Raw genomic sequence first — 20,870 nt, forward strand, 5'->3', positions numbered from 1 at the left:
CCCGCATGGGTTCACCCGTTTCGATCGCAAGTTGCGTGCCGAGGCAGCCGGCGACAGCGAGGAAAAAGTGAGGTCATGACATCCAAACGCGTGTTCGTCGACCGACGCTCAGGGATACTGGCGATTCGCCTGTGCGGCAAACGTATTCGTCCACGTATCCCCCAGGCGGATTTGCGACGGTTTGACCTCCGGGGAGAACGAGGCCAGCGCTTTGAGTGCTGTCGCCGGTCCATCGGTCGGCATCAGACCATCCGGAGAGAACGCCTCGCGGCAGTTGGCGAAGGCTTTCAGGTAGAGCGTCTTGTCACCGAGCAGATAGGGTTCGGGCACCGTTTTGAGCAACTGCGCGGCCGTGGCCCGCTGTAACCACTTGTCGGCTCGCACGATGGCATTGGCCAGTGCCTGGACCGTTCTCGGATTCTTCTGGATGAAGTTCTGGGGCGCATACATGACAGCCGCAGGCATCGGACCGCCGAACATTGCGCGGGTCCCGGCTTGCGTACGCGTATCGATCAGCACCTTCACGTCGCCCGACTCCTGGAGCAACGTCATCATCGGATCCACGTTGGAAACGGCATCGATTTGTCCATTGCGGGTCGCGCCAATGACCGTGGCGTTGCTTCCGACGCCAACGATCGACACATCGGTCGGCTTGAGCCCGGCCTTCGTCAGCGCAACACTCACCAGCATGTGCGTACTTGAGCCGGGCGCGCTGACGCCTACCCGCATCCCTTTCAGGTCCTTGACCGACTTCACCTCTGCCGCCTTGCTCTTGACGACGCCCAGCACAAGTTGCGGCGCCGCACCAAGCACGACGAACGACTGGTAGGTCATGCCTTTGGTCTGCATGAGCAGCGTATGTTCGAAGGCGCCGGTGCCCACATCGGCACTCCCGCCAACGACCGCCTGCAACGCCTTCGACCCACCGGCAAAATCATCGATGGTGACGTCGAGCCCCTCGTCCTTGAAATAGCCGAGTTGCTCTGCGATCGTGAGGGGCAGGTAGTAGAGGCCGGGCTTTCCGCCGACGGCGATGGTGATCTTTGGTTTTTCGAGCGGTTGGGCCGGTGCAGCGGAGGCGCCGGCGCTCAGACTGAGTGCTATGAGGCCTAACGCCATCAGCGTAAGGACGAGAATCAGGCGTCCCACGGCTTCGCGCACGCGGCGCGCTTCGGCATGTGTCATCGCGTGTCTCCTCCCGCACTATGCGAGATACAGGCGCGCCCCGGCTCGTCGGCCGGAATCGCTATCGGCATCCAGAGCATCCGCTGACCGTGACATGGCGGCAAGTTGTGTTTCGGCATGCCAGACATCGCAGTTCACGATGCCTGCCTGCGAGGACTCGCACCCGCCGTAAGGACATGTCGCCTTTCCGTCACGCTTCGCCCGCCTCCGGCACGTTCCCCCCCGTTACGTTACGGGCGCACAAATGGTCCACCAGCATGCGGGACGCGACGGGCAACGCGTCGTAGCGGCGAACGCAGACGACCAGACGGCGCGCCGCCCACGGGTCGGTCAGCGGCACGATTCGCAAAGCTTCGCCGTCCGTCACCTGCGAATAAATACCAACGGCTTCCTTGGGCGCGATGGCAAGCCCGAGTTGAGCCCGCACCATGCGGCAGACCGCTTCGAACGTCGAGACGTGAATCCGAAACTTGACGGTTTTACCCTGCTCTGCGGCTAAGCGCCGGAATACGGTGTACATCGCGCTGTCCGGGTGAACGCCGATCTGATCGAAGTCCAGCGTTTCGATGAACGATAGCTGCGGTGCGCAGGCGAGTGGATGGTCGCGGTGGAGCACTGTCACGATCTGGTCGTGACGGTAAGGGAAGACTTCGACGTCACGCGTATCGACGGCATCCCAACAAATGCCGATATCAGTGGCCCCGTCGGCCACGCCGCGCACGACCTGAGCGCTGGTGTGCTCCTCCAGATCGACTTTCACGCCCTCGTGACGCCGCAGAAAGGCGCCAAGCTCGTCGGGCAATGTTTCGACAATCGAGGAAACGTTGGCGAAGATGCGGATGTGCCCACGTACGCCACTTGTGTACTCCGACAGGTCACCCTGCATCTTCTCAAGGCTGCGTAGTACGTTGCGCGCGTGATGCAGCAGCGCTTCGCCGGCGGGTGTGGCTCTGACACCCCACTTGTGACGCTGCAAGAGCGCGGAGCCGACCAGCGATTCAAGGTCGTTGATCCGCTTGCTGACGGCCGAAGGTGCAATGAACTCACGCTCCGCCGCCCGAGCGATGCTGCTCTCTTCGCAAACCGCGACGAACAACCGTAACGAGACGAGATCGATCCGCCATAGCGCCATGCCTATCTCCCGAAGGCACTGCATTGACAGCGATTTTGCGGCGCACGCGACAAAAACGTCACTCGGGGCCGCCCCTGACGATACGTGAAAACAACACTCAATTGACACGCAACGTCCGCGAACCCACGCGAACGGCCCCAAACGGAGCCACAACTGGCTGATAACGCATCAACCGTCGCGGGAGACAACCCTGAGCGGACGGCATCGTCAAAGGCGCAACGGTGCCGACATGACACGGAACCGACAGGGTCTCCTCAGGTTGCACGCTTCCCCCGGACGTCCTGCGTCCGGTGAAATGTCCTTGCGCCGATCCCTCCCAGGACAACCGCCTAGCGCATCGCCCCCGTCAGCAAAACGGCACTCCAGCCGCCGTCAGCCGTGTTGAGCGGTGCCTCGGGCGGTGGTGCCGTCGCCAAGGCCATGAACAGCCAACATTTGCAAATGATGATCGCAATCATTTTGTTGACGCTCAATCATCCCAGCTCGGTCGCCGGGTCTGATTTGACTATAGTGCGACGCTATCGACGCGGCAACTGTGAAACGTTTCTAGATTTAACAAAGCGGCACCGCGATGACGCACGCGGCGCATTTTGAGACCTCAAGGGCGACGTGCGATCGTGCGCGCCAGCACGAGTACCGGCAACAGTCCGACGAGAACCAGCGTCAAAGCGGGCACTGCCGCCTCAGCCAGACGCTCATCAGCGGCCAGGTGACTCGTGACCACAGCCAGCGTATCCATATTGAAAGGTCGCAACGCAAGCGTGGCGGGCAGCTCCTTCATGACGTCGACAAACACCAGCAAGGCGGCCGTCAGCACGCTCCCCCGCAACAATGGCAGATGAACCCGGCGCAACATCGCCCATCCCCCCACCCCGAGACTCCGGGCGCTGGCGTCGAGATTCGGTGCAATTCTGGCGAAGCCGGCATCCACGCTCTGGAGCGCGGCGGGCAGGAATCGAACCAGATAGGCATAAATCAACACGCCGCCGGTCCCGGCAAGCACCAGACCGTTAGCACCGAACGCATTGCCCAGCCAGGTATCCAGATGCAGAACCGGCGTGAGAATGCCTAACGCAATGACCGCCCCGGGAATCGCGTACCCCACCCCGACCAGCCGCACGGCGATACGCGTGATGCGCCCCGGCGCCAGTCGCTGCGCATAGCCAAGGACCAGCGCGAATACGCAAGCTACGACTGCGGCCACCGCCGCGAGCCGCACCGTATTGAAGACCCATTCGCCATAGCGCGGCCAGGGCACCTGATCCAGCTCGGACACCGCCAGTCGCACCATGATGAGTGCCGGAAGCACAAAGCCAATGACAAGCGGTAGCGCGCAAACGAGGGTCGCCAGACTGCCACGCAGCCCCTTGAGACGCGTACGGCGCGACGTTGTCGGCGCGCGTCCCGGCGCGCCGTAATAGCGCAGGCGCGTCCGGCTGCGTGCCTCGGCGACCAGAAGCAGCATGACCGCGAACAGCAAGCACGCGGACAGCTGTGCCGCCGCCACTCGGTCTCCCATCGAGAGCCAGGCGCGGTAAATACCTGTCGTGAAAGTGGGCACGCCGAAGTACGCCACGGCCCCGTAATCGGCCAGCGTCTCCATGAGGACCAATGCCACCCCGGCGACCAACGCCGGGCGCGCGAGCGGCAGTGCGACGCACACCAACGCACGAAGCGGCGTGCATCCCAGCGTACGCGCCGCTTCGAAGAAGCGTTGGCTGTGCTCCGTGAAGGCCGTACGGGCCAGCAAATACACGTAGGGATAGAAGGCACCGGCAAAGACCCAGGCCGCGCCATACCAGGAACGGATTTCGGGGAACCATGCCAGACGGTCGACCGCCAGCATCTGCCGCAAGCCCGTCTGCACCGGTCCCGCGAACTGGAGGAAGTCGGTGTACGCATAAGCGGTGACATACGCAGGCATCGCCAGTGGCAGGATGAGCGCCCACTCCAGCACGCGTCGTCCCGGAAAGGCGTAGTGCACGACCAGCCATGCGCTCGCCACGCCCATCACCAGCACGCCACCGCTCACTGCCAGCGAGATGCGTAGTGAATTCAGCGCGTACTCCGGTAACACCGTATCGACCATGTGCGTCAGGACCGCTCGGGTGTCAGCATCCCCCGCCCCCAGGGCCGCCAGAATGCCGAACATCGGCACGAGCACGATCAACGCCGGAATCCATGCCACCAGTCGCCAACCTGAAGCACTGAAAAGCCGATGGTGACGGCGGCGCGGCACGCGATGCGTCTCAAAATGGGTGGGTGACGTCGGCTGAGTCTGCGCGACGGGGTCAGGCGTGAGCGATGGTCGCCTTTGTGTCGCTTCCGGAGGCAATTCAGCGGGTAGCGTATCGGTAACGGCGCGTGACGGAGGCGTCGATGACATCGGCAAATCGTGGTTGGAGGCGGTAAGAGGAGTCCCGGGATCTAGGGGGTTCCGGAGATTTCGGGAAGTACAGCGTCAATCAGGATGCATCGTGGCTAGACAAATAGCGCTGCGCGGCAACGGTGCGTCAGCGCTGCGAAATGTGACCGTGGGTCACCACGACCCGACGCCCTTTGCGTATTACTGAACGGAACCGAAAATCATTCTCTGGTCTAAAGCGTTGTAAATTATACGCATTCCCATCTGCGCCTCTGACGCGGCCACGCCCGGAAAGTGCCCGATAAGCAAAAGTCGCCAACGAACCTACCAATCCACCAACGATGTCGAAGACGGCAAGTACGAGACCGTGTCCCGTACGCTAGCGCCGCTAACGCAACCAGCGTAACTAACGGTCAACCGCCCAGCGCAAACCTTCATCACGCCGATGCCACTGCCCTATCTACTGCTCGATCACATCTCCGTCAGCTATGACACCGCAGGACACGTCCACACAGCCGTACGCGACCTGTCGCTGTCCCTTGCGCGCGGGGAGATCGGGTGCCTTTTGGGCCCGTCTGGCTGCGGCAAGACGACCGTACTTCGGGCTGTCTGCGGCTTCGAACCGTTGGTCGGCGGAAGGATCGTGCTCGACGGTCATGAAGTCGCGAATGCCCAAATCAGCGAGCCGCCGGAGCGCCGCCACGTGGGCGTGGTGTTTCAGGACTATGCCCTATTCCCGCACCTGAACGTGACGCAGAACATCGGCTTCGGTCTGGGCCGCACACCACGCGGGGAACGTAAGGCCCGCGTCGAGATGCTTGCCGAACGTGTCGGTCTGTCAGGCGCACTGCGAAAATATCCCCACGAGTTGTCGGGCGGCCAGCAACAACGTGTGGCGCTTGCTCGCGCGCTGGCGCCCGCACCGGCGTTGCTGCTGCTGGACGAGCCCTTCTCGAATCTCGACCTCGATCTGCGTGAGCGCCTGGCCGTCGAAGTCCGCGAAATCATCCGTGCAAGCGGTGCCACGGCTATTCTGGTCACACACGATCAGCATGAGGCGTTCGCCATGGCCGACCGCATCGGTGTGATGCACGCGGGGGCGATTGCCCAGTGGTCTCCCGCGCGCGAACTCTGGCGCACGCCCGCCAATCGCGTGGTCGCGGACTTCATCGGTCGCGGGGCTCTGATTCCGGGTACGTTCCGCGGCAATGCGGACGGCGGCGGCATTTCGATGGAGCTAGGGGAAATTTCCGTTTCACCGGCGATAGCCGGCAAACTGCTGCGCAATGCCGCGAAAGACACCTATCCCGTCCATGTCGACGTCCTGCTGCGTGCAGACGACATCGCGCACGACCCGGCAAGCCCGTTCGAAGCCACGCTCGTACGACGCGCGTTTCGCGGCGCTGATCAGTTGTACACGCTGCGTCTGGCGTCCGGTATTGAGGTCATAGCGCGGGTCGATGGCGAGCTCGCGCACGAGGCAGGCGATCGCGTGGGACTGCGGCTCACGGTGCAACACCCGGTAGCATTCACCGCGAGTCCTGCCGTGGTCTGAGGCCCGGGAAGGACACTGTTACGCAGAGGCTGGTAAAATCCGGCAAAACGGATGGGCCTATGAAACAGTACCTCGACTTCATGCGCCATGTACTTGAACATGGCACAGACAAGACTGACCGCACCGGCACGGGCACACGCTCGGTGTTCGGCTATCAGATGCGCTTCGACCTGCAGGCAGGATTCCCGCTCGTCACCACGAAAAAAGTGCACATCAAGTCCATCGTGCACGAACTCCTCTGGTTCTTGCAGGGCAGCACCAATGTGCGCTATTTGCAGGAAAACGGTGTTTCCATCTGGAACGAATGGGCCGATGCCGACGGCGAACTCGGTCCGGTCTATGGCGCGCAATGGCGCTCGTGGCCGACACCGGATGGCGGCCATATCGACCAGATCACGCAGATCGTGGATCAGATTCGCTCGACGCCCGATTCGCGTCGCCTGATCGTATCCGCATGGAACGTCGGTGAGATCCCGCGAATGGCGTTGCCGCCGTGTCACGCGTTCTTCCAGTTCTACGTTGCAGACGGCAAGTTGTCCTGCCAGCTCTACCAACGTAGTGCCGACATCTTCCTCGGTGTGCCGTTCAACATCGCCAGCTACGCATTGCTCACGCACATGGTGGCGCAGCAAACCGGGCTGGACGTGGGCGATTTCATCTGGACCGGCGGCGACTGTCACCTGTACAACAACCACCTCGATCAGGTGCGCACGCAGCTCGAACGTGAACCGTTCCCGCTGCCGAAGCTTGAAATCGCGCGCAAGCCCGACTCAATCTTCGACTACAAATTCGAGGACTTCCATATCACCGGATACGAAGCGCATCCGCATATCAAGGCACCGGTGGCCGTATGACGATACTGACGCTGGTCGTCGCCCGCGCCGAGAATGGCGTGATCGGGCGCGATAACCAATTGCCCTGGCGCTTGCCGGAAGACCTCGCCCACTTCAAGCGCACCACGCTCGGCAAGCCCGTAGTGATGGGTCGCAAGACGTACGATTCGATCGGGCGTCCGCTGCCGGGGCGCCGCAATATCGTCGTATCGCGCAATCCGGATCTGAAGATTGAAGGATGCGAAGTGGCCGGTTCGCTGGTGGATGCGATGCGCATGTGTGTGGGCGCCGAGGAAATCTGCCTGATCGGCGGCGCGCAGTTGTACGCAGAATCGTTGGCGAGTGCCGACAAGGTCGTCGTGACGGAGATCGCCAAGGCCTTCGAAGGCGATGCCCACTTCCCGGATCTCTCGGCTGCGCAATGGCGCGAGACCGCGCGTGAAACCCATCACTCGCCCGCGCCGAACGATTTCGATTACTCGTTCGTTACGTACGAACGCGTCTGACACTGTCGCCCGGCTGTCCGGGCGATCCTCAGATGTTCAGGTTCACGCGCGGCACGTCAGCGGCCGCGCCATCGCCTTCACACACATTCCCGACCGACGCGCCCGTTGCCACGTAGACACGATCACGCCCCAAGCGTTTCGCTGCGTATAGCGCCTCATCGGCCAATGCAATCAACCGCTCCGGCGTATCTCGCGCATCCCCTTGCTGCGGTACGTGCGTTGCGCATCCGACGCTGACGGTCACGACACCCTGCGGTCCCGCCCCCGGGATCGCCAACGCACGTACGGTCTCCGTCACGCGCGTGGCTACAAAATGTGCGCCCTTGCCATTCGTCTCAGGCAACACGATCACGAACTCCTCTCCCCCGTAGCGCGCGACGAGATCGGTTGGGCGGTGCGTCGAGCGCATCAACGCCAGTGCAACGTGCTCAAGGCATTCGTCGCCCACGGGATGGCCATGTTCGTCGTTGTAGCGCTTGAAATGGTCGACATCGACCATCAGCAGCGACAGAGGATGTCCGGCGCGACGCGCTTGCTCGAAGTCACCGGGAAAACGATCGTTGAAGTAGCGGCGATTGTAGATGCCGGTCAGGGCATCGCGATTGCTGTACTCGATCAGGCGCAGATGCGCGCGCGTGAGTTCGCGATACAGGCGCGTCACCTCCCACACCAGCACGCAAACAAGGAGGCCCGGCGCCGACATGCTGAAAAAGCGGGCGAGATACCAGCCGAGCGAGAAGCGAACTGTGCTCATCAGGCTCAGCACGGTGTCCGTCACGCAAGCCAGTACGGCCAGTGCGACCCAAAGATCGAGAACAGTACGCAACCGCCCTACACCCAGCACGACACCGAGGGCCATGAGATTGAGCACGAGCAGAACGATGCCGGTTCCGCCGCCAGAGAAGTCGCCTGGCGCAGTGGCCGGCAACAAGGCCGGCGGTAGTCGCACGGTCAGCGCCGTCAAACACAGCAGCACGCCCACGACCCACGGTAGCCCCACGTAAAGCCAGAGGCGTTGGCCGACCGGGAGCAATTGGGTCACGAGCTTCGGCGTGAAATTCGATAGATAGAGGCGCTGCGAGAGCATCGCGATGACGACGAGCGTCGGGAATCCCGCATGCCAGAAGACCCAGATCCAGCCGGATGTCGTCGGATGGGCGCCAAACAATCCCGTGGGGGCGAAAAGTCCGGGGAACGTCAACAACTGCATCGCCACAGTCATCGCCGTAAAAGCGTAGGCACCGGCAAGCCAACCAAACACGGGCAAACGGCTGACCCGAAATTGCGCAGAAAGCAGATACGCCACGATCGCCGCCGTCGTGAACACGGTCAGCCCGCACATGGGCAGAAAGGGGGCGACGGCTGGCAGCATCGCGGTCGCTTGCGGTGCCGCCAGGATCAAGGCGGCGAGGATGACGATCGCCAGACAGCCGGCAAAAGCCCGCTGTCCGCGCGAAGCGTGCTCCATCAGAAAGCCGTCCATGGAATCTCTTCCTCCTGTCGAGCGCGATGCCGAATCGACGGAGCCTCGTCGGCGGCGTCGCCGTGAGTGCCCGCGGCCGAATAGCCGCAGCATGCACCAATTCCGACGGCCTGCCAACGTGCCTTGCGTTGGTGTTGCCTTTCGGCCTCCGTCCACAAAAAGAGAAACGGCGTCGACCAGCTATCTTCGAATAGCCCGTCGACGCCGTTGGCGTCACTTCATGGCATTGGCCGGTAACGTTCGAATATGCGTTTTGAACGCGCCTTCGTCCCGTGCCCCTTTCGGGACTTAACCGCCCAGATACGCCTCCAGCACACGCGGATTCCCGAGCAGATTCCGGCCAGTGTCCTCCAACACGACCTTGCCGGTCTCCAACACGTAACCGTGCTGAGCAATCTTGAGTGCCTGACGCACGTTCTGCTCGACCAGGAAGATGGTCAACCCATCGGCATTGATCTCCTTGAGCGTGGCGAAAATGCCCTGCACGATGATCGGCGCCAACCCCATCGACGGTTCGTCGAGCAACAACAGCTTCGGACGCGCCATCAGCGCACGGCCGATCGCCAGCATCTGTTGCTCACCGCCGGACAGATTGCCCGCCATCTGGTCGATACGCTCTGCGAGCCGCGGAAAACGCTCAAGCACCTTGTCCAGATCCGGCTTGATGTTCTGCTTGTCGCGTCGCGTGTACGCCCCCAGTTCGAGATTCTCGCGCACCGACATGGTGGTGAGCGTGGCACGCCCTTCTGCCACCTGCACCAACCCGCGCTGCACGATCTTGTTGGGCGCCAGGCCGCCAATGTCCTCACCTTCGAAGACAATGGTTCCCGCCTGCTTCTTGATGAGGCCGGACAGCGCAAGCAACGTGGTTGACTTGCCCGCACCGTTCGCGCCGACGAGCGACGTGATCTCATGCTCGCGCAACGCAAAGTCGACACCCTTCACGGCCTCGATATGCCCATAGGCTACTTTCAGGCCCTTCACTTCGAGCAGCGCGCTCATGCCTTGTCCTCCGCGCCAGCCGCCAGGGCCGCCACATCGTCATCGTCATCGCGGCCCAGATAGGCTTCAATGACCTGCGGATTGTTCTTGATCTCGTCCGGTTTGCCTTCGGCAATGATGCGGCCGAAGTTCAGCACGGCAATGCGCTCGCACAGCCCCATCACGAAGCGCATGTCGTGTTCGATCATGAAGATCGTGTAACCGCGCGCCTTGATGTTCTCGATCTCGCTCATCAGATCGACCTTCTCGCCGGTGTTCATGCCCGCGACCGGCTCGTCGAGCAACAGCAGTTTCGGCTCGGTTGCCAGCGCGCGCGCCAACTCCAGCTTGCGCTGATCGCCGTACGAGAGGTTGTCCGCAATGTCGTACGCCTTATGGTCGAGCTTGACCCACGAAAGCAGCTCGTGCGCACGCTCGCGCGAGCGCTTCTCCATATCGCGGAAGCCCGGCAACGACAGCAACAGCCCCGCCGGACCATACGTGAGATGGCGATGCATGCCGACCACGACGTTCTCGATCAGCGTCATCTCCTTGAAGATGCGGATGTTCTGGAACGTACGCGCAATACCGCGCTGCGTAATCCGGTGCGGCTTCTCGCCCACCAGACTCTCGCCGTTGAACGTGATGCTGCCGCCCGTGGGCTGCAACAGGCCGGTGATCAGGTTGAAAACGGTCGTCTTACCTGCACCGTTCGGGCCGATCAGGCCAAAGATCGTACCTTGCGGGACTTCGATGTTCACGTCCTGCAACACGTGAAGGCCACCGAAGCGCTTGGAAATATTGGAAAGCTTAAGCATGTCGTGTCCTCCGTGCGCTTACGTGGAAGACGCCGAACGCGCCTTGCCGGCACGGAACCAACGGCGAAAACGCATCGGGTCCCAGATGCCCTTGGGCAGGAACAGCACGATCAGCACCAGGATCAGGCCGTTGACCACGAGACGGAAGTCGTTGAACGCGCGCAGCAGTTCCGGCAACAACGTCAGAATCGTACTGCCGAGCACCGGGCCCACGAGACCGTTGATACCGCCGAGAATCGCCATCGTCAGAATTTCGACGCCACGGTCGAAACCGAATTCGTTCGGTCCGATGAAGAACGTCAAATGTGCGTTGAGCGCACCGGCTAAACCGGCCAACACCGCGCCGAGCACGAACGCCAGCATCTTGTAGCCGGTGACGTTGATGCCCATGAGGCCGGCTGCCGTCTCATCTTCCTTGATGGCTTCGAATGCGCGTCCCACCTTCGAACGACGCAGACGCCACAGCACCGCCAGCACGATCACGACAGCCGCCGCGACATGCCACCACTGCGTGAGTTGCGGAATGCCGTTCAGACCGAGCGCGCCGCCCGTCAGATCCTCCGTGTTCAGGATGAGCACGCGCACGACTTCGCCGAAACCGAGCGTCGCCATGGCCAGATACACGCCGGACAGACGCAGCGTCGGCTTGCCGATGATGAACGCGATCAGCGCCGGCGCAGCCATGCCGCCAGCGAGCGACACGGCAAACGGCGCGTCGTAATTCATCGTCAGCAGTGCCGCGCTGTACGCGCCAATGCCCATGAACGCCGCGTTAGCCATTGCCAGCATGCCGCACGAGAGCGTGAGGTAAATCGACAGTGCCAGCAACGCATTGGTACCCAACGTCAGCACCAGATTGCTGTACACCGCCCAGAAATTATTGAACCAGTCCATTGCGCCCCCGTGATTACGCTTTGCGTTCGAGCACTTTGCCGAACAACCCCTGCGGACGCACCAACAGGATCAGGAACAGAAGGCCGAACGCCACGGCATCGCGCATGTTCGAGCCGATGTACGCCACCGACAGCACTTCGGCGAAGCCGAGGAACAAGCCGCCGATCATCGCGCCGCGAATATCACCCATGCCGCCGAGAATGATCACGGCGATGCCCTTGTGCAGCATCGGCTGCCCCATGAGCGGAAACACGGCGTTGGAGTAAAGGCCGATCAGCACGCCAGCCATACCGCCCAGACCTGCGGCAGCGAACGACGTCGCCAGAAACAACCCTTCGACGTTGATGCCCAGCAGATACGCCGCCTTCGGCGATTCGGCAATGGCACGTAGCGCACGTCCCAATTGCGTCTTCTTGATCGTGGTAATGAGCACGGCCATGAGCGCAAACGAGATGAAGATGATCGCCAGTTCAAGCACCGTCATATGAACGCCGGCCACCGTGAGCGTGTCCTGCGAGACGATGTCGTACGGAAAACGCAGGTTCTCCGCGCCGAAAATACCCTGAACGCCGTTGTTGAGCAGAATGCCCACGCCAATGGTCGCGATCATCGGAATCAGGTGAGGCGCACCGCGCTTGCGCAACGGTTTTAGCACCAGTACATCGATGATCAGGCCTAGCAGGCCAGCGACGACGACGGCCGTGAGAATAGCCGCCCATAGCGGTAGATGCAGGCGCACGACAGCTTGCAGTGCCGCATAGGCACCGACCATGAAAACCGCGCCGTGTGAAAGATTGATAACGCCGAGGATGCCGAACACGAGTGTGAACCCGAGCGCGAACAAGGCGTACACGCACCCGAGGGAGAGCGCGTTGACGAGTTGCTGTTCCAGCATGGTGTGTATTCCAGCCTAAGGGACGGGAGCGCGCGTCGTATGGGGGGCGACGTGCGCCAGAAACGCCGATGGGCGTAGCGCCTTTCGGCCCTACGCCCATGCGGACTTCTTCAAGTACTGCCGGGCTACTTACTTCTCGATGACGTACTTGCCACCCTTCGTCACACTGACGATCGGTGCTTGTTGTGCGTCATAGCCGGCCGGCTTGCCGTTCTTGCCCATGGCCTGACGGAAAGCGAACTTGCCCGTCGCGCCTTCATGCGTGACCTTCGGCAGCGCGTCGCGCAGTGCCTTGCGATCCGCTTCCAGATTGCCCGAGACCTTCACGTTCTTGAGCGCGTCTGCCGCGATGTACATGGCGTCATACGACTGCGCGGCGAACTGGTCCGGCGCCACGTTGTACTTCGCCTTGTAAGCGGCGATGAACTTCGTGTTGGCCGGCGTGTTGTTCTCGATCGACCACGGGCTACCCACCCACAGGCCGTCCGAGCTGCCCTTGGCCAGATCGAAGATCTTGACCGAGTTCATGCCGTTGCCGCCGATGAACGGCACGTTGATCCCCAGTTGACGCGCCTGCACCATGATCGGTGCGCCTTCGGCGATCAGCGCCGACAGCACGATGGCGTCCGGGTTGGTGGCCTTGATCTTCGTGAGCTGAGCCTTGAAGTCCACATCGCCCTTGGCGAACGTTTCGGTCGTCGTCGTCGGGATCTTCAGGTCTTCAAGCGCCTTCTTGAAGTTGTCGTAACCGCTCTTGGTGAACACATCGTCGTTACCGTACAGCACGGCAACCTTCTTGATGCCCGTGTGCTTGGCCGCAACCTTGATGGTCTCCGGCAGCACGTCGGCTTCCGTCACCGAGTTGCGGAAGATATAGTCGCCAATGGAGGTAATGCCGTCAGCCGTGTTCGACGTGCCGAAGGCCACCGTCTTGCCGGCTTGTGCGATCGGATCGGCAGCCTGTGCCGAATTCGACAGCGTCGGACCGAACACCATGAGCACCTTGTCCTGGAAGATCAGCTTCTTGAAAACGTTGATCGCCTCTTCCTTCTTGCCCTGTTCGTCTTCGATCTGAAGTACGAGCTTGTTGCCGTTGACGCCGCCGGCCTGGTTGATTTCGTCAGCCGCGAGCTGGAAACCGTTCTTGATGGCAGCGCCATACTGCGCCGCGCCGCCCGACAGCGCCTCGGCCACACCGATCTTCAGATCGGCTGCGTGGGCCGCAGCCACCATCCCCGTGGCAACAAGTGCGCTCAGCAACTTGGTCATGGTGCTTTTCATGAGTCCTCTTCCTCCAATACCTAGTCTCTAGTTATGAGAAGGCGCGCCTTGTGAGCGCGCCCGTTACCCTAACTACCGTGTCCGTTCTTAAGCCACGGCTTAAGAAAACTCCTAAGCATATCGCAAACCGCTTCAGACTGACACGATAATTGAGCATTTGCCCCGCGATGGCGCACAAACGCAACGTGTTTGTGGCGCCATCGCAGACTTTTGCAGCATCAATGACCAGCAATGGTCATTTGTTCAATCAGGATTGACCCGACCTCTTTCGTGCCACGCACCAGCGTGTCTGCTCCGATCGCAACGATCTGCCGGAACATGTCGTTCAGATTGCCCGCCAGCGTGATTTCTTCGACCGGGTACTGGATTTCGCCATTCTCGACCCAGAAACCGGACGCGCCGCGCGAGTAATCCCCCGTCACATAGTTCACGCCCTGCCCCATCAGCTCGGTCACGAGCAACCCGGTGCCGAGCTTGCGCAGCATGGCGCGGAAGTCATCGGTCGGCGCCGTCAGCTTGCTGTACATGCGCAGGTTGTGCGAACCGCCGGCATTGCCGGTCGTTTGCATGCCGAGCTTGCGGGCCGAATAGGTCGACAGGAAGTAGCCTTGCACCACGCCATCGCTAACGACATCGCGAGCACGCGTCTTCACGCCTTCCTCGTCATACGGCGCGCTGCCCATGGCACGCGGCACGTGCGGGTCTTCGTGAATGCCTACGTGATCGGCAAACACGGGCTTGCCCAGCGTGTCGACGAGGAACGTCGCCTTGCGGTACAACGCCCCACCGCTCACGCCCTGGACGAACGCCCCGAGCAGTCCGGCAGCAAGCGGCGCCTCGAAGAGGACCGCACACTTGCGCGTGGAAAGCTTGCGAGCGTGCAGTCGAGCCAGCGCCCGTTCGGCGGCATACCGGCCAACCGCTTCGGGCGAGGCCAGATCGCCCGCAGCACGCTTGGACGAATACCAGTCGTCACGCTGCATATGGCTGCCGGAACCGGCAATCGGCGACACCGACAGGTAATGACGGGAATACGGATAACCCGACAGGAAGCCACGCGTCGTGCCAAGCATGAACTGCGAATGCTGGGCCGAGACGCCTGCGCCTTCGGAATTCCGGATGACAGGGCTCACATCGAGCGCTGCTTTCTCGGCGCGCCGCGCCAGTTCGACGGCTTCGTCTGCCGTGATGTCCCACGGATGGAACAGCGACAGATCCTGCGGGCGCATTTCGAGCAGCTCGGACTCGGCAAGCCCTGCGCAATCGTCTTCTGCTGTGAAACGGGCAATGTTGTAGGCGGCGTCGACGGTGTCGTGCAGCGCCTTGCGGGAGAAATCGGACGTGCTGGCGTTACCGCGACGCTGGCCGATGAAAACGGTCACGCCGACCAGCTTGTCGCGGTTGCGCTCGATGGTCTCGACCTTCCCGCGCCGCACCGAAACCGACAGGCCGTCGCCCTCGGATATTTCGGCCGCGGCGTCGGTTGCGCCAAGCGAACGGGCGTACTGCAAGACGTCGCTGACGATTTCCTTGAGTTGATCCTGGGTATGCGTGAAGTGCTGGGTCGCTTGGGACATCGGCGCGATTCGGTCAGTGGCTGAATAGGAACCGCCATCTTAGCGCGACTTGCGCGCCGTCGTGCGTAGCCCAGGCAACTATTTGGACGCCGCGCGCCGCGTTACAATAGCGGCTATGACGCACATTCAACGCTTTAACCGTATCGCCCACAGCGAGCTTTCCGACGAAGGCCCGAGCAAATCCCAGCGCAAGCGCGAGTCGCATGCCCTTCAGGATCTGGGCGAAGAACTGGTCAACCTGGCCAAGGACGCGCTCGCCCGCGTGCCGATGCCCGAAAACCTCGAACGCGCCGTCCGGGATTGCCGCACGATCACCGCGCATGAAGGCCGCCGCCGCCAAATGCAGTACGTCGGCAAGCAAATGCGCACGCTGGACGAAAAGGAAATCGAGGCCATTCAACGTGCCCTGGACGTTATCAAGGGCGTCTCCAAGGCAGAAACCGCCAAGCTGCACGCGCTGGAACGCTGGCGCGAACGCTTGCTGGCCAAGGACGAGGCGCTGACCGAGCTGGTCACCCAGCACCCCACGGCAGATGCTCAGCAACTGCGCACGCTGATTCGTAACGCCCGCCGGGAGCAGGCAACGCAGAAGCCGCCCAAGGCTTTCCGCGAACTCTTCCAGGTACTCAAGGATTTGCTGGGCACCGGCTCGACAGAGACCGAAACTTCGGACGACGCCGATAACGATCTGCCGGAATTCCCAACGCGCGAGGATTACTGATGATCACGCGCTCACATCCGGACGAACTTCGCGTAGGGCTGGTGTCGATCAGCGACCGAGCCAGTCAGGGCACCTATGAAGATCAGGGCATTCCGGCGCTGCAAGCCTGGCTGGGCAGCGCCCTGACGTCGCCCTGGGTTGCCGAAACGCGCCTGATTCCCGACGTTGCCGACGGTATCACTGCGACGTTGATCGAGCTCGTCGATTCAATGCAATGCGATCTGGTCCTCACGACCGGCGGCACCGGCCCGGCCCGTCGCGATGTCACGCCCGAAGCCACGCTTCGCGCGGGCACCAAGGAAATGCCGGGCTTCGGCGAGCAGATGCGCCAGATCAGCCTGCGCTTCGTGCCCACGGCCATCCTTTCGCGTCAGGTTGCCGTGATTCGCGAGACGGCGGATCATGCCGCACTCATCATCAATCTGCCCGGCCAGCCGAAGTCCATCAAGGAAACTCTTGAAGGATTGCGCGACGCCGAGGGCAAATCGGTCGTGCCGGGCATCTTTGCCGCGGTTCCCTACTGCATCGATCTGATCGGTGGCCCGTATATCGAAACCGAGGAGACGGTCTGCAAGGCGTTCCGCCCCAAGAGCGCGATTCGGGCACCGAAACCCGCCTGATCGACCGGCCTCCCCCTCATTTCTCTCCTGAGTCCAGAAAACAAAACGCCAGCGAATCCGCTGGCGTTTGTCTATGTGCCGATGAAGTTCTCAGGCCGGAGCGCCCGGCACGGAAGTCTTCAAAAAATGCTCACGGTAGTACACCAGTTCGTCGATCGACTCATGGATATCGGCGAGCGCGGTGTGGGCGGCGCGCTTGGTGAAGCCCTTGTATACGGTGGGCTCCCAGCGGCGGCAAAGCTCCTTGAGGGTGCTGACGTCCAGATTCCGGTAGTGGAAGAACGCTTCGAGCTTCGGCATGTAACGCGCCATGAACCGACGATCCTGGCAAATCGAATTGCCACACATCGGCGACTTGTTGGGCGGCACGTACTGATTCAGGAATTCGATCAGTTGCGCCTCCGCCGACGCCTCGTCCACCGGCGACGCCTTGACGCGATCGATCAGCCCCGAGCGGCCGTGCGTCGACTTGTTCCAGTCGTCCATGCCGTCGAGCACGGCGTCGGACTGGTGGATGGCGAACACCGGGCCTTCGATGCGGCGCGTCAGAGCCGAGTCGGTCACGACGACCGCCACCTCGATGATCCGGTCGCTATCGGGCTGCAACCCGGTCATTTCCATGTCGAGCCAGACCAAATTGAATTCGGCGCGTGCAAGCGTCGTTTCGGCGTCGGCAGGCGTGGGATTTTGGGATGGAAGGGAGGACATGATCGGAAGACTCTGGAAAACGCATCGGTAGGCGACCGGCACGGCGCCTCACCGGTCGAAAGAACTTATAATTCTCGCATACTTCGGATTCTTCTAAAGCGCATGTTCACTTATCTCTTCGTGATCTTCCTGCTGGCGATGGTCATGACCAAGCTCTGGCTGGCCGCCCGTCAGGTTCGCCATGTGGTCGCTCATCGGGCGACGGTGCCCGAGCGATTCGCCGACACGATCACACTGACCGACCATCAGCGTGCCGCCGATTACACCGTGGCACGTACCCGCCTCGGCATGGCCGAAATCTTCGCGCAAGCCGTGTTGCTGGTCGCCTTTACGTTGCTTGGCGGGCTGAACCTGTTGCATATCGGCATCTCCGAATGGCTCGGTGAAGGCTACGTCGGCCAAATTGCGCTGATCGCGGCGGTCCTGTTGATTTCCGGCATCGTCGATCTGCCCTTCACCTATATCCGGCAGTTCGTTATCGAGCAGCGCTTCGGCTTCAACCGGATGTCGCTCGGCCTTTTTATTGCCGACATGGTGAAAGGCACGGCCGTGGGTGTCGTGCTCGGATTACCCCTGCTGTTCGTCGTGCTCTGGCTCATGGACCGCGCCGGCCCGCTCTGGTGGGTGTACACGTGGGTGGTCTGGGTGGCGTTCAACCTGTTCGTGCAGTTCATTTTTCCGCACGTCATCGCCCCGATGTTCAATAAATTCGAGCCACTCTCGGACGTATCGCTCGCACAACGCATCGAGGGACTCATGCAACGTTGTGGATTTGCCGCACGCGGCCTGTTCGTGATGGACGGCTCGAAGCGCTCAGCCCACGGTAACGCCTACTTCAGCGGCTTCGGACGCGCCAAGCGCATCGTGTTCTTCGACACGCTGATCGAGCGACTCTCGCCCGCCGAAATTGAGGCGGTGCTGGCGCATGAGCTGGGACACTTCAAGCGCCGCCACATCACCAAGCGACTGGTTGTCGCCTTCGCCTTGTCGCTGGCATTCCTCGCCCTGCTCGGCTGGCTCACCGGCCGGACCTGGTTTTACACGGAACTCGGTGTCATGCCGTCGATGACAGGCAGCAACAACGCGCTGGCACTCGTACTCTTCTTCCTCGTGCTGCCCGTGTTTGGATTTTTTGCCAGCCCGCTGAGTAGCCTCACGTCGCGCAAACATGAATTCGAGGCCGACGCCTTTGCCGCCAGCCAGACGCAAGCCAGCGATCTGGTGAATGCGCTGGTGAAGCTGTACCAGGACAATGCGTCGACGTTGACGCCCGACCCGGTCTACACCGCGTTCTATTACTCCCACCCTCCCGCGTCGCAACGCATCGATCGCTTGTTGGGGCACGCATGAAGCGCGGCGCCAAAGGTAGGGCATCGCTCACGGAGACGACAGCACAGGAACGACGTCATGGTCGCGTAGCAGCGGCCCACGGGCGTCATTACGTCGTCGAAGCCGACGACGGTGAGACGGTGCTTTGTTTCCCGCGCGGCAAGAAGAGCGAAATCGCCGTCGGTGACGAAGTCGCGTGGGCACGTACGGGGGATCAGGGTGTCATCGAAGAAATTCTGCCGCGCCGCAATCTCCTCTATCGCTCCGACCAGTTCAAGAGCAAGCTTTTTGCGTCCAACATCGATCAACTGGTGATCATGCTGGCGACGGAGCCGTACTTTAGCGAGGACTTGCTCGGCCGCGCACTCGTCGCTGCGGAAGCCAACGAGTTGCGCCCGCTGATCGTGCTCAACAAGACCGACGTGACGCAGGCGTTACCGGCGGCACGTGAGCGTCTGGCACCGTATCGTGCATTGGGCTACGAAGTCCTCGAAGTGTCGGTGCGCGCAGATCCGGAAGCGGCGAAGGCGCAGTTGCTGCCGCGTCTGGCGCATCAGGCGTCGTTGCTACTGGGGCAATCCGGCATGGGGAAATCGAGCCTGGTGAATCTGGTCGTACCTAACGCCGATGCCGCAACACGTGAAATCTCGACCGTACTGAACTCAGGCAAGCACACGACGACGTTCACGCGCATCTTTCATCTGCCGGAAGGCGGTTTGCTCATCGACTCTCCGGGGTTCCAGGAGTTTGGGCTGCATCACCTCAAGGAAGGCGCACTGGAGCGTGCATTTCCCGAGTTTCGTCCGCTACTCACGGGATGCCGGTTCTATAACTGCCATCACCTGAAAGAGCCGGGTTGCGCGATTCTGGAGGCCGTAGCCGACGGACGCGTCTCGCAACAACGCCACGCCCTGTACGCGCAACTCGTCCACGAATCCGAGCAACAGATTCCGTATTGATTGCGGACGTAAGCCTTCCCGAAAAACAAGAAACCCCGCATTTGCGGGGTTTCTCATTGGTGGTGTCGTATTACCAGGCGTCAGCCAAGCCAGACGGCCAACGTGAGCAGAAGCAATAGCAACATCCACAGCAGAACGGCTCGCCACACCAGCCCCACAGCGGCCTGCAACGTACGCGGCGTACACTCGCCACCGACCGGCAGCACGGCGTCGTCTCCCTGATTCAGCGCGTCGACACTCGACACTTCCGCCAGTGGCCCCGTGAGACGCGCCCCAAGTGCACCACTACCTGCGGCGAGCAAGATCCCTTCGTTTTCGTTCGGCCATTGCTTGGCGTAATGGCGCCATGCGTAGATCGCATCTTCAAAGTTGCCGACGATTGCAAAGCCAATCGCCGTCAGACGCGCAGGCACCCAATCGATCACGTAGAATGCCTTGCGCGCGAACGCACCGAATGCCGGGCTGCGATCAGGCGCAGGCTCGGTCCAGCGACGCGAAAGATACTCGGCGAGGCGGTATAGGACGGCGCCGGCCGGCCCCACGGGCATCAGGAACCAGAAGAACACGCCGAACACGTGACGGTGCGACGCAATCACGGCATGCAAAAGCGTGTGCCGCACAATCTCGTCCACCGGCATATCCACGGTATCGATACCGATCCATTGGCGCAGGATTTCACGGGCCTCATTCACGTTGTCGTTATTCAGCGCAACGTGGATGTCGGTGAAATAGTGACTGAATTGCCGAAACCCCATCGTCAGGTAGACGATGAGGACGTTCCAGGCAAACCCCAGGAAAATATTGACCCGCATCAGCAGGTAGTACACCACGCCGACAACCAGCACGAACGGCACCACGACGACCAGCCAGGCGAGCACGCCGTGACGCGGTTGACCGGCGTCGAACGATTGCGAGGTGTGAGCCGCGTGGGAACGAATCAGGTTGTAAATCGGGTTTTGCGTGGAGAGGGCACGCACCTGCTCGAGGATCAGCGCGAGGAGTACCGAGAAGAATGTCATGCGTGCGAT

At 61.6% G+C, this 20,870-nt stretch carries 19 protein-coding genes; 7 read left to right on the top strand and 12 right to left on the bottom strand.

Annotation, left to right across the window (positions count from 1 at the left end; all coding sequences use genetic code 11):
• Positions 1–108 precede the first annotated feature (108 nt).
• The 3 genes from C5N93_RS12500 to C5N93_RS12510 all read right to left on the bottom strand — a co-directional run bounded on the left by C5N93_RS12500 (position 109) and on the right by C5N93_RS12510 (position 4,505).
• Positions 109–1,185: an ABC transporter substrate-binding protein gene (locus C5N93_RS12500; RefSeq protein WP_242559501.1), complete on the bottom strand. Its 1,077-nt coding sequence runs from the start codon at positions 1,183–1,185 to the stop codon at positions 109–111.
• 190 nt (positions 1,186–1,375) lie between these two features.
• Positions 1,376–2,317, bottom strand: a complete 942-nt coding sequence (locus C5N93_RS12505; RefSeq protein ID WP_150721418.1) for a LysR substrate-binding domain-containing protein — start codon at positions 2,315–2,317, stop codon at positions 1,376–1,378.
• 598 nt (positions 2,318–2,915) lie between these two features.
• A complete protein-coding gene (locus C5N93_RS12510; RefSeq protein WP_347403303.1) occupies positions 2,916–4,505 on the bottom strand; it encodes an iron ABC transporter permease in 1,590 nt (529 codons plus the stop codon).
• 622 nt (positions 4,506–5,127) lie between these two features.
• On the opposite strand from C5N93_RS12510, the gene C5N93_RS12515 reads away from it, so the two are divergent.
• From C5N93_RS12515 to C5N93_RS12525, 3 genes are read left to right on the top strand one after another with little or no spacing between them, the layout of a single operon-like run.
• Positions 5,128–6,237, top strand: a complete 1,110-nt coding sequence (locus C5N93_RS12515; RefSeq protein ID WP_242559503.1) for an ABC transporter ATP-binding protein — start codon at positions 5,128–5,130, stop codon at positions 6,235–6,237.
• Between the two features lie 59 nt (positions 6,238–6,296).
• The gene (locus C5N93_RS12520) at positions 6,297–7,091 is read left to right on the top strand and encodes a thymidylate synthase (RefSeq protein WP_242559504.1); all 795 of its coding nucleotides are present in this window, start codon (positions 6,297–6,299) and stop codon (positions 7,089–7,091) included.
• A complete protein-coding gene (locus C5N93_RS12525; RefSeq protein ID WP_150721415.1) occupies positions 7,088–7,576 on the top strand; it encodes a dihydrofolate reductase in 489 nt (162 codons plus the stop codon). The genes C5N93_RS12520 and C5N93_RS12525 overlap by 4 nt, the downstream gene beginning before the upstream one ends.
• A gap of 28 nt (positions 7,577–7,604) precedes the next feature.
• On the opposite strand, the gene C5N93_RS12530 is transcribed toward C5N93_RS12525, so the two are convergent.
• From C5N93_RS12530 to pmbA, 7 genes are all read right to left on the bottom strand, one after another.
• Positions 7,605–9,059, bottom strand: a complete 1,455-nt coding sequence (locus C5N93_RS12530) for a sensor domain-containing diguanylate cyclase (protein ID WP_242559505.1) — start codon at positions 9,057–9,059, stop codon at positions 7,605–7,607.
• 288 nt (positions 9,060–9,347) lie between these two features.
• The gene (locus C5N93_RS12535; RefSeq protein ID WP_069341746.1) at positions 9,348–10,061 is read right to left on the bottom strand and encodes an ABC transporter ATP-binding protein; all 714 of its coding nucleotides are present in this window, start codon (positions 10,059–10,061) and stop codon (positions 9,348–9,350) included.
• Entirely contained in the window at positions 10,058–10,858 is an 801-nt protein-coding gene (locus tag C5N93_RS12540; RefSeq protein WP_069341747.1) for an ABC transporter ATP-binding protein, read from the bottom strand. The genes C5N93_RS12535 and C5N93_RS12540 overlap by 4 nt, the downstream gene beginning before the upstream one ends.
• 18 nt (positions 10,859–10,876) lie before the next feature.
• Entirely contained in the window at positions 10,877–11,752 is an 876-nt protein-coding gene (locus C5N93_RS12545) for a branched-chain amino acid ABC transporter permease (protein WP_150721411.1), read from the bottom strand.
• A gap of 13 nt (positions 11,753–11,765) precedes the next feature.
• Positions 11,766–12,647 carry a branched-chain amino acid ABC transporter permease gene (locus tag C5N93_RS12550; RefSeq protein WP_069341749.1) on the bottom strand — a complete coding sequence of 294 codons (882 nt, stop codon included), beginning with the start codon at positions 12,645–12,647 and terminating at the stop codon, positions 11,766–11,768.
• 129 nt (positions 12,648–12,776) lie between these two features.
• The gene (locus C5N93_RS12555) at positions 12,777–13,928 is read right to left on the bottom strand and encodes an ABC transporter substrate-binding protein (protein WP_242559506.1); all 1,152 of its coding nucleotides are present in this window, start codon (positions 13,926–13,928) and stop codon (positions 12,777–12,779) included.
• A 218-nt stretch (positions 13,929–14,146) separates the two neighbouring features.
• Complete coding sequence (pmbA, locus tag C5N93_RS12560; protein WP_242559507.1) at positions 14,147–15,505, bottom strand: metalloprotease PmbA; 1,359 nt, start codon at positions 15,503–15,505, stop codon at positions 14,147–14,149.
• 115 nt (positions 15,506–15,620) lie between these two features.
• Here pmbA and yjgA point away from each other — a divergent pair, with 115 nt between their 5' ends.
• Positions 15,621–16,226, top strand: a complete 606-nt coding sequence (gene yjgA / locus C5N93_RS12565; RefSeq protein WP_242559687.1) for a ribosome biogenesis factor YjgA — start codon at positions 15,621–15,623, stop codon at positions 16,224–16,226.
• The gene (mog, locus tag C5N93_RS12570; RefSeq protein WP_242559508.1) at positions 16,226–16,846 is read left to right on the top strand and encodes a molybdopterin adenylyltransferase; all 621 of its coding nucleotides are present in this window, start codon (positions 16,226–16,228) and stop codon (positions 16,844–16,846) included. Before yjgA ends, mog begins: the two co-directional genes overlap by 1 nt.
• A 90-nt stretch (positions 16,847–16,936) precedes the next feature.
• Here mog and orn read toward each other — a convergent pair whose 3' ends face one another.
• Positions 16,937–17,554 carry an oligoribonuclease gene (gene orn, locus C5N93_RS12575; RefSeq protein ID WP_150721892.1) on the bottom strand — a complete coding sequence of 206 codons (618 nt, stop codon included), beginning with the start codon at positions 17,552–17,554 and terminating at the stop codon, positions 16,937–16,939.
• 102 nt (positions 17,555–17,656) lie between these two features.
• Between orn and C5N93_RS12580 the strand changes: the two genes are divergently transcribed.
• On the top strand, positions 17,657–18,904 hold the full coding sequence (locus tag C5N93_RS12580) for a M48 family metallopeptidase (RefSeq protein WP_069341755.1): 1,248 nt from the start codon (positions 17,657–17,659) through the stop codon (positions 18,902–18,904).
• Entirely contained in the window at positions 18,901–19,842 is a 942-nt protein-coding gene (gene rsgA, locus C5N93_RS12585) for a ribosome small subunit-dependent GTPase A (protein WP_242559509.1), read from the top strand. Before C5N93_RS12580 ends, rsgA begins: the two co-directional genes overlap by 4 nt.
• Positions 19,843–19,922: 80 nt before the next feature.
• Here the strand turns inward: rsgA and C5N93_RS12590 are convergent, their stop codons facing one another.
• Positions 19,923–20,861: a CobD/CbiB family protein gene (locus tag C5N93_RS12590; protein WP_069341757.1), complete on the bottom strand. Its 939-nt coding sequence runs from the start codon at positions 20,859–20,861 to the stop codon at positions 19,923–19,925.
• Positions 20,862–20,870 lie beyond the last annotated feature (9 nt).

Origin of the sequence: Pandoraea sp. LA3 (genome assembly GCF_022696215.1) — a bacterium.
In the GTDB taxonomy this organism is placed as follows: Bacteria; Pseudomonadota; Gammaproteobacteria; order Burkholderiales; family Burkholderiaceae; genus Pandoraea; species Pandoraea capi.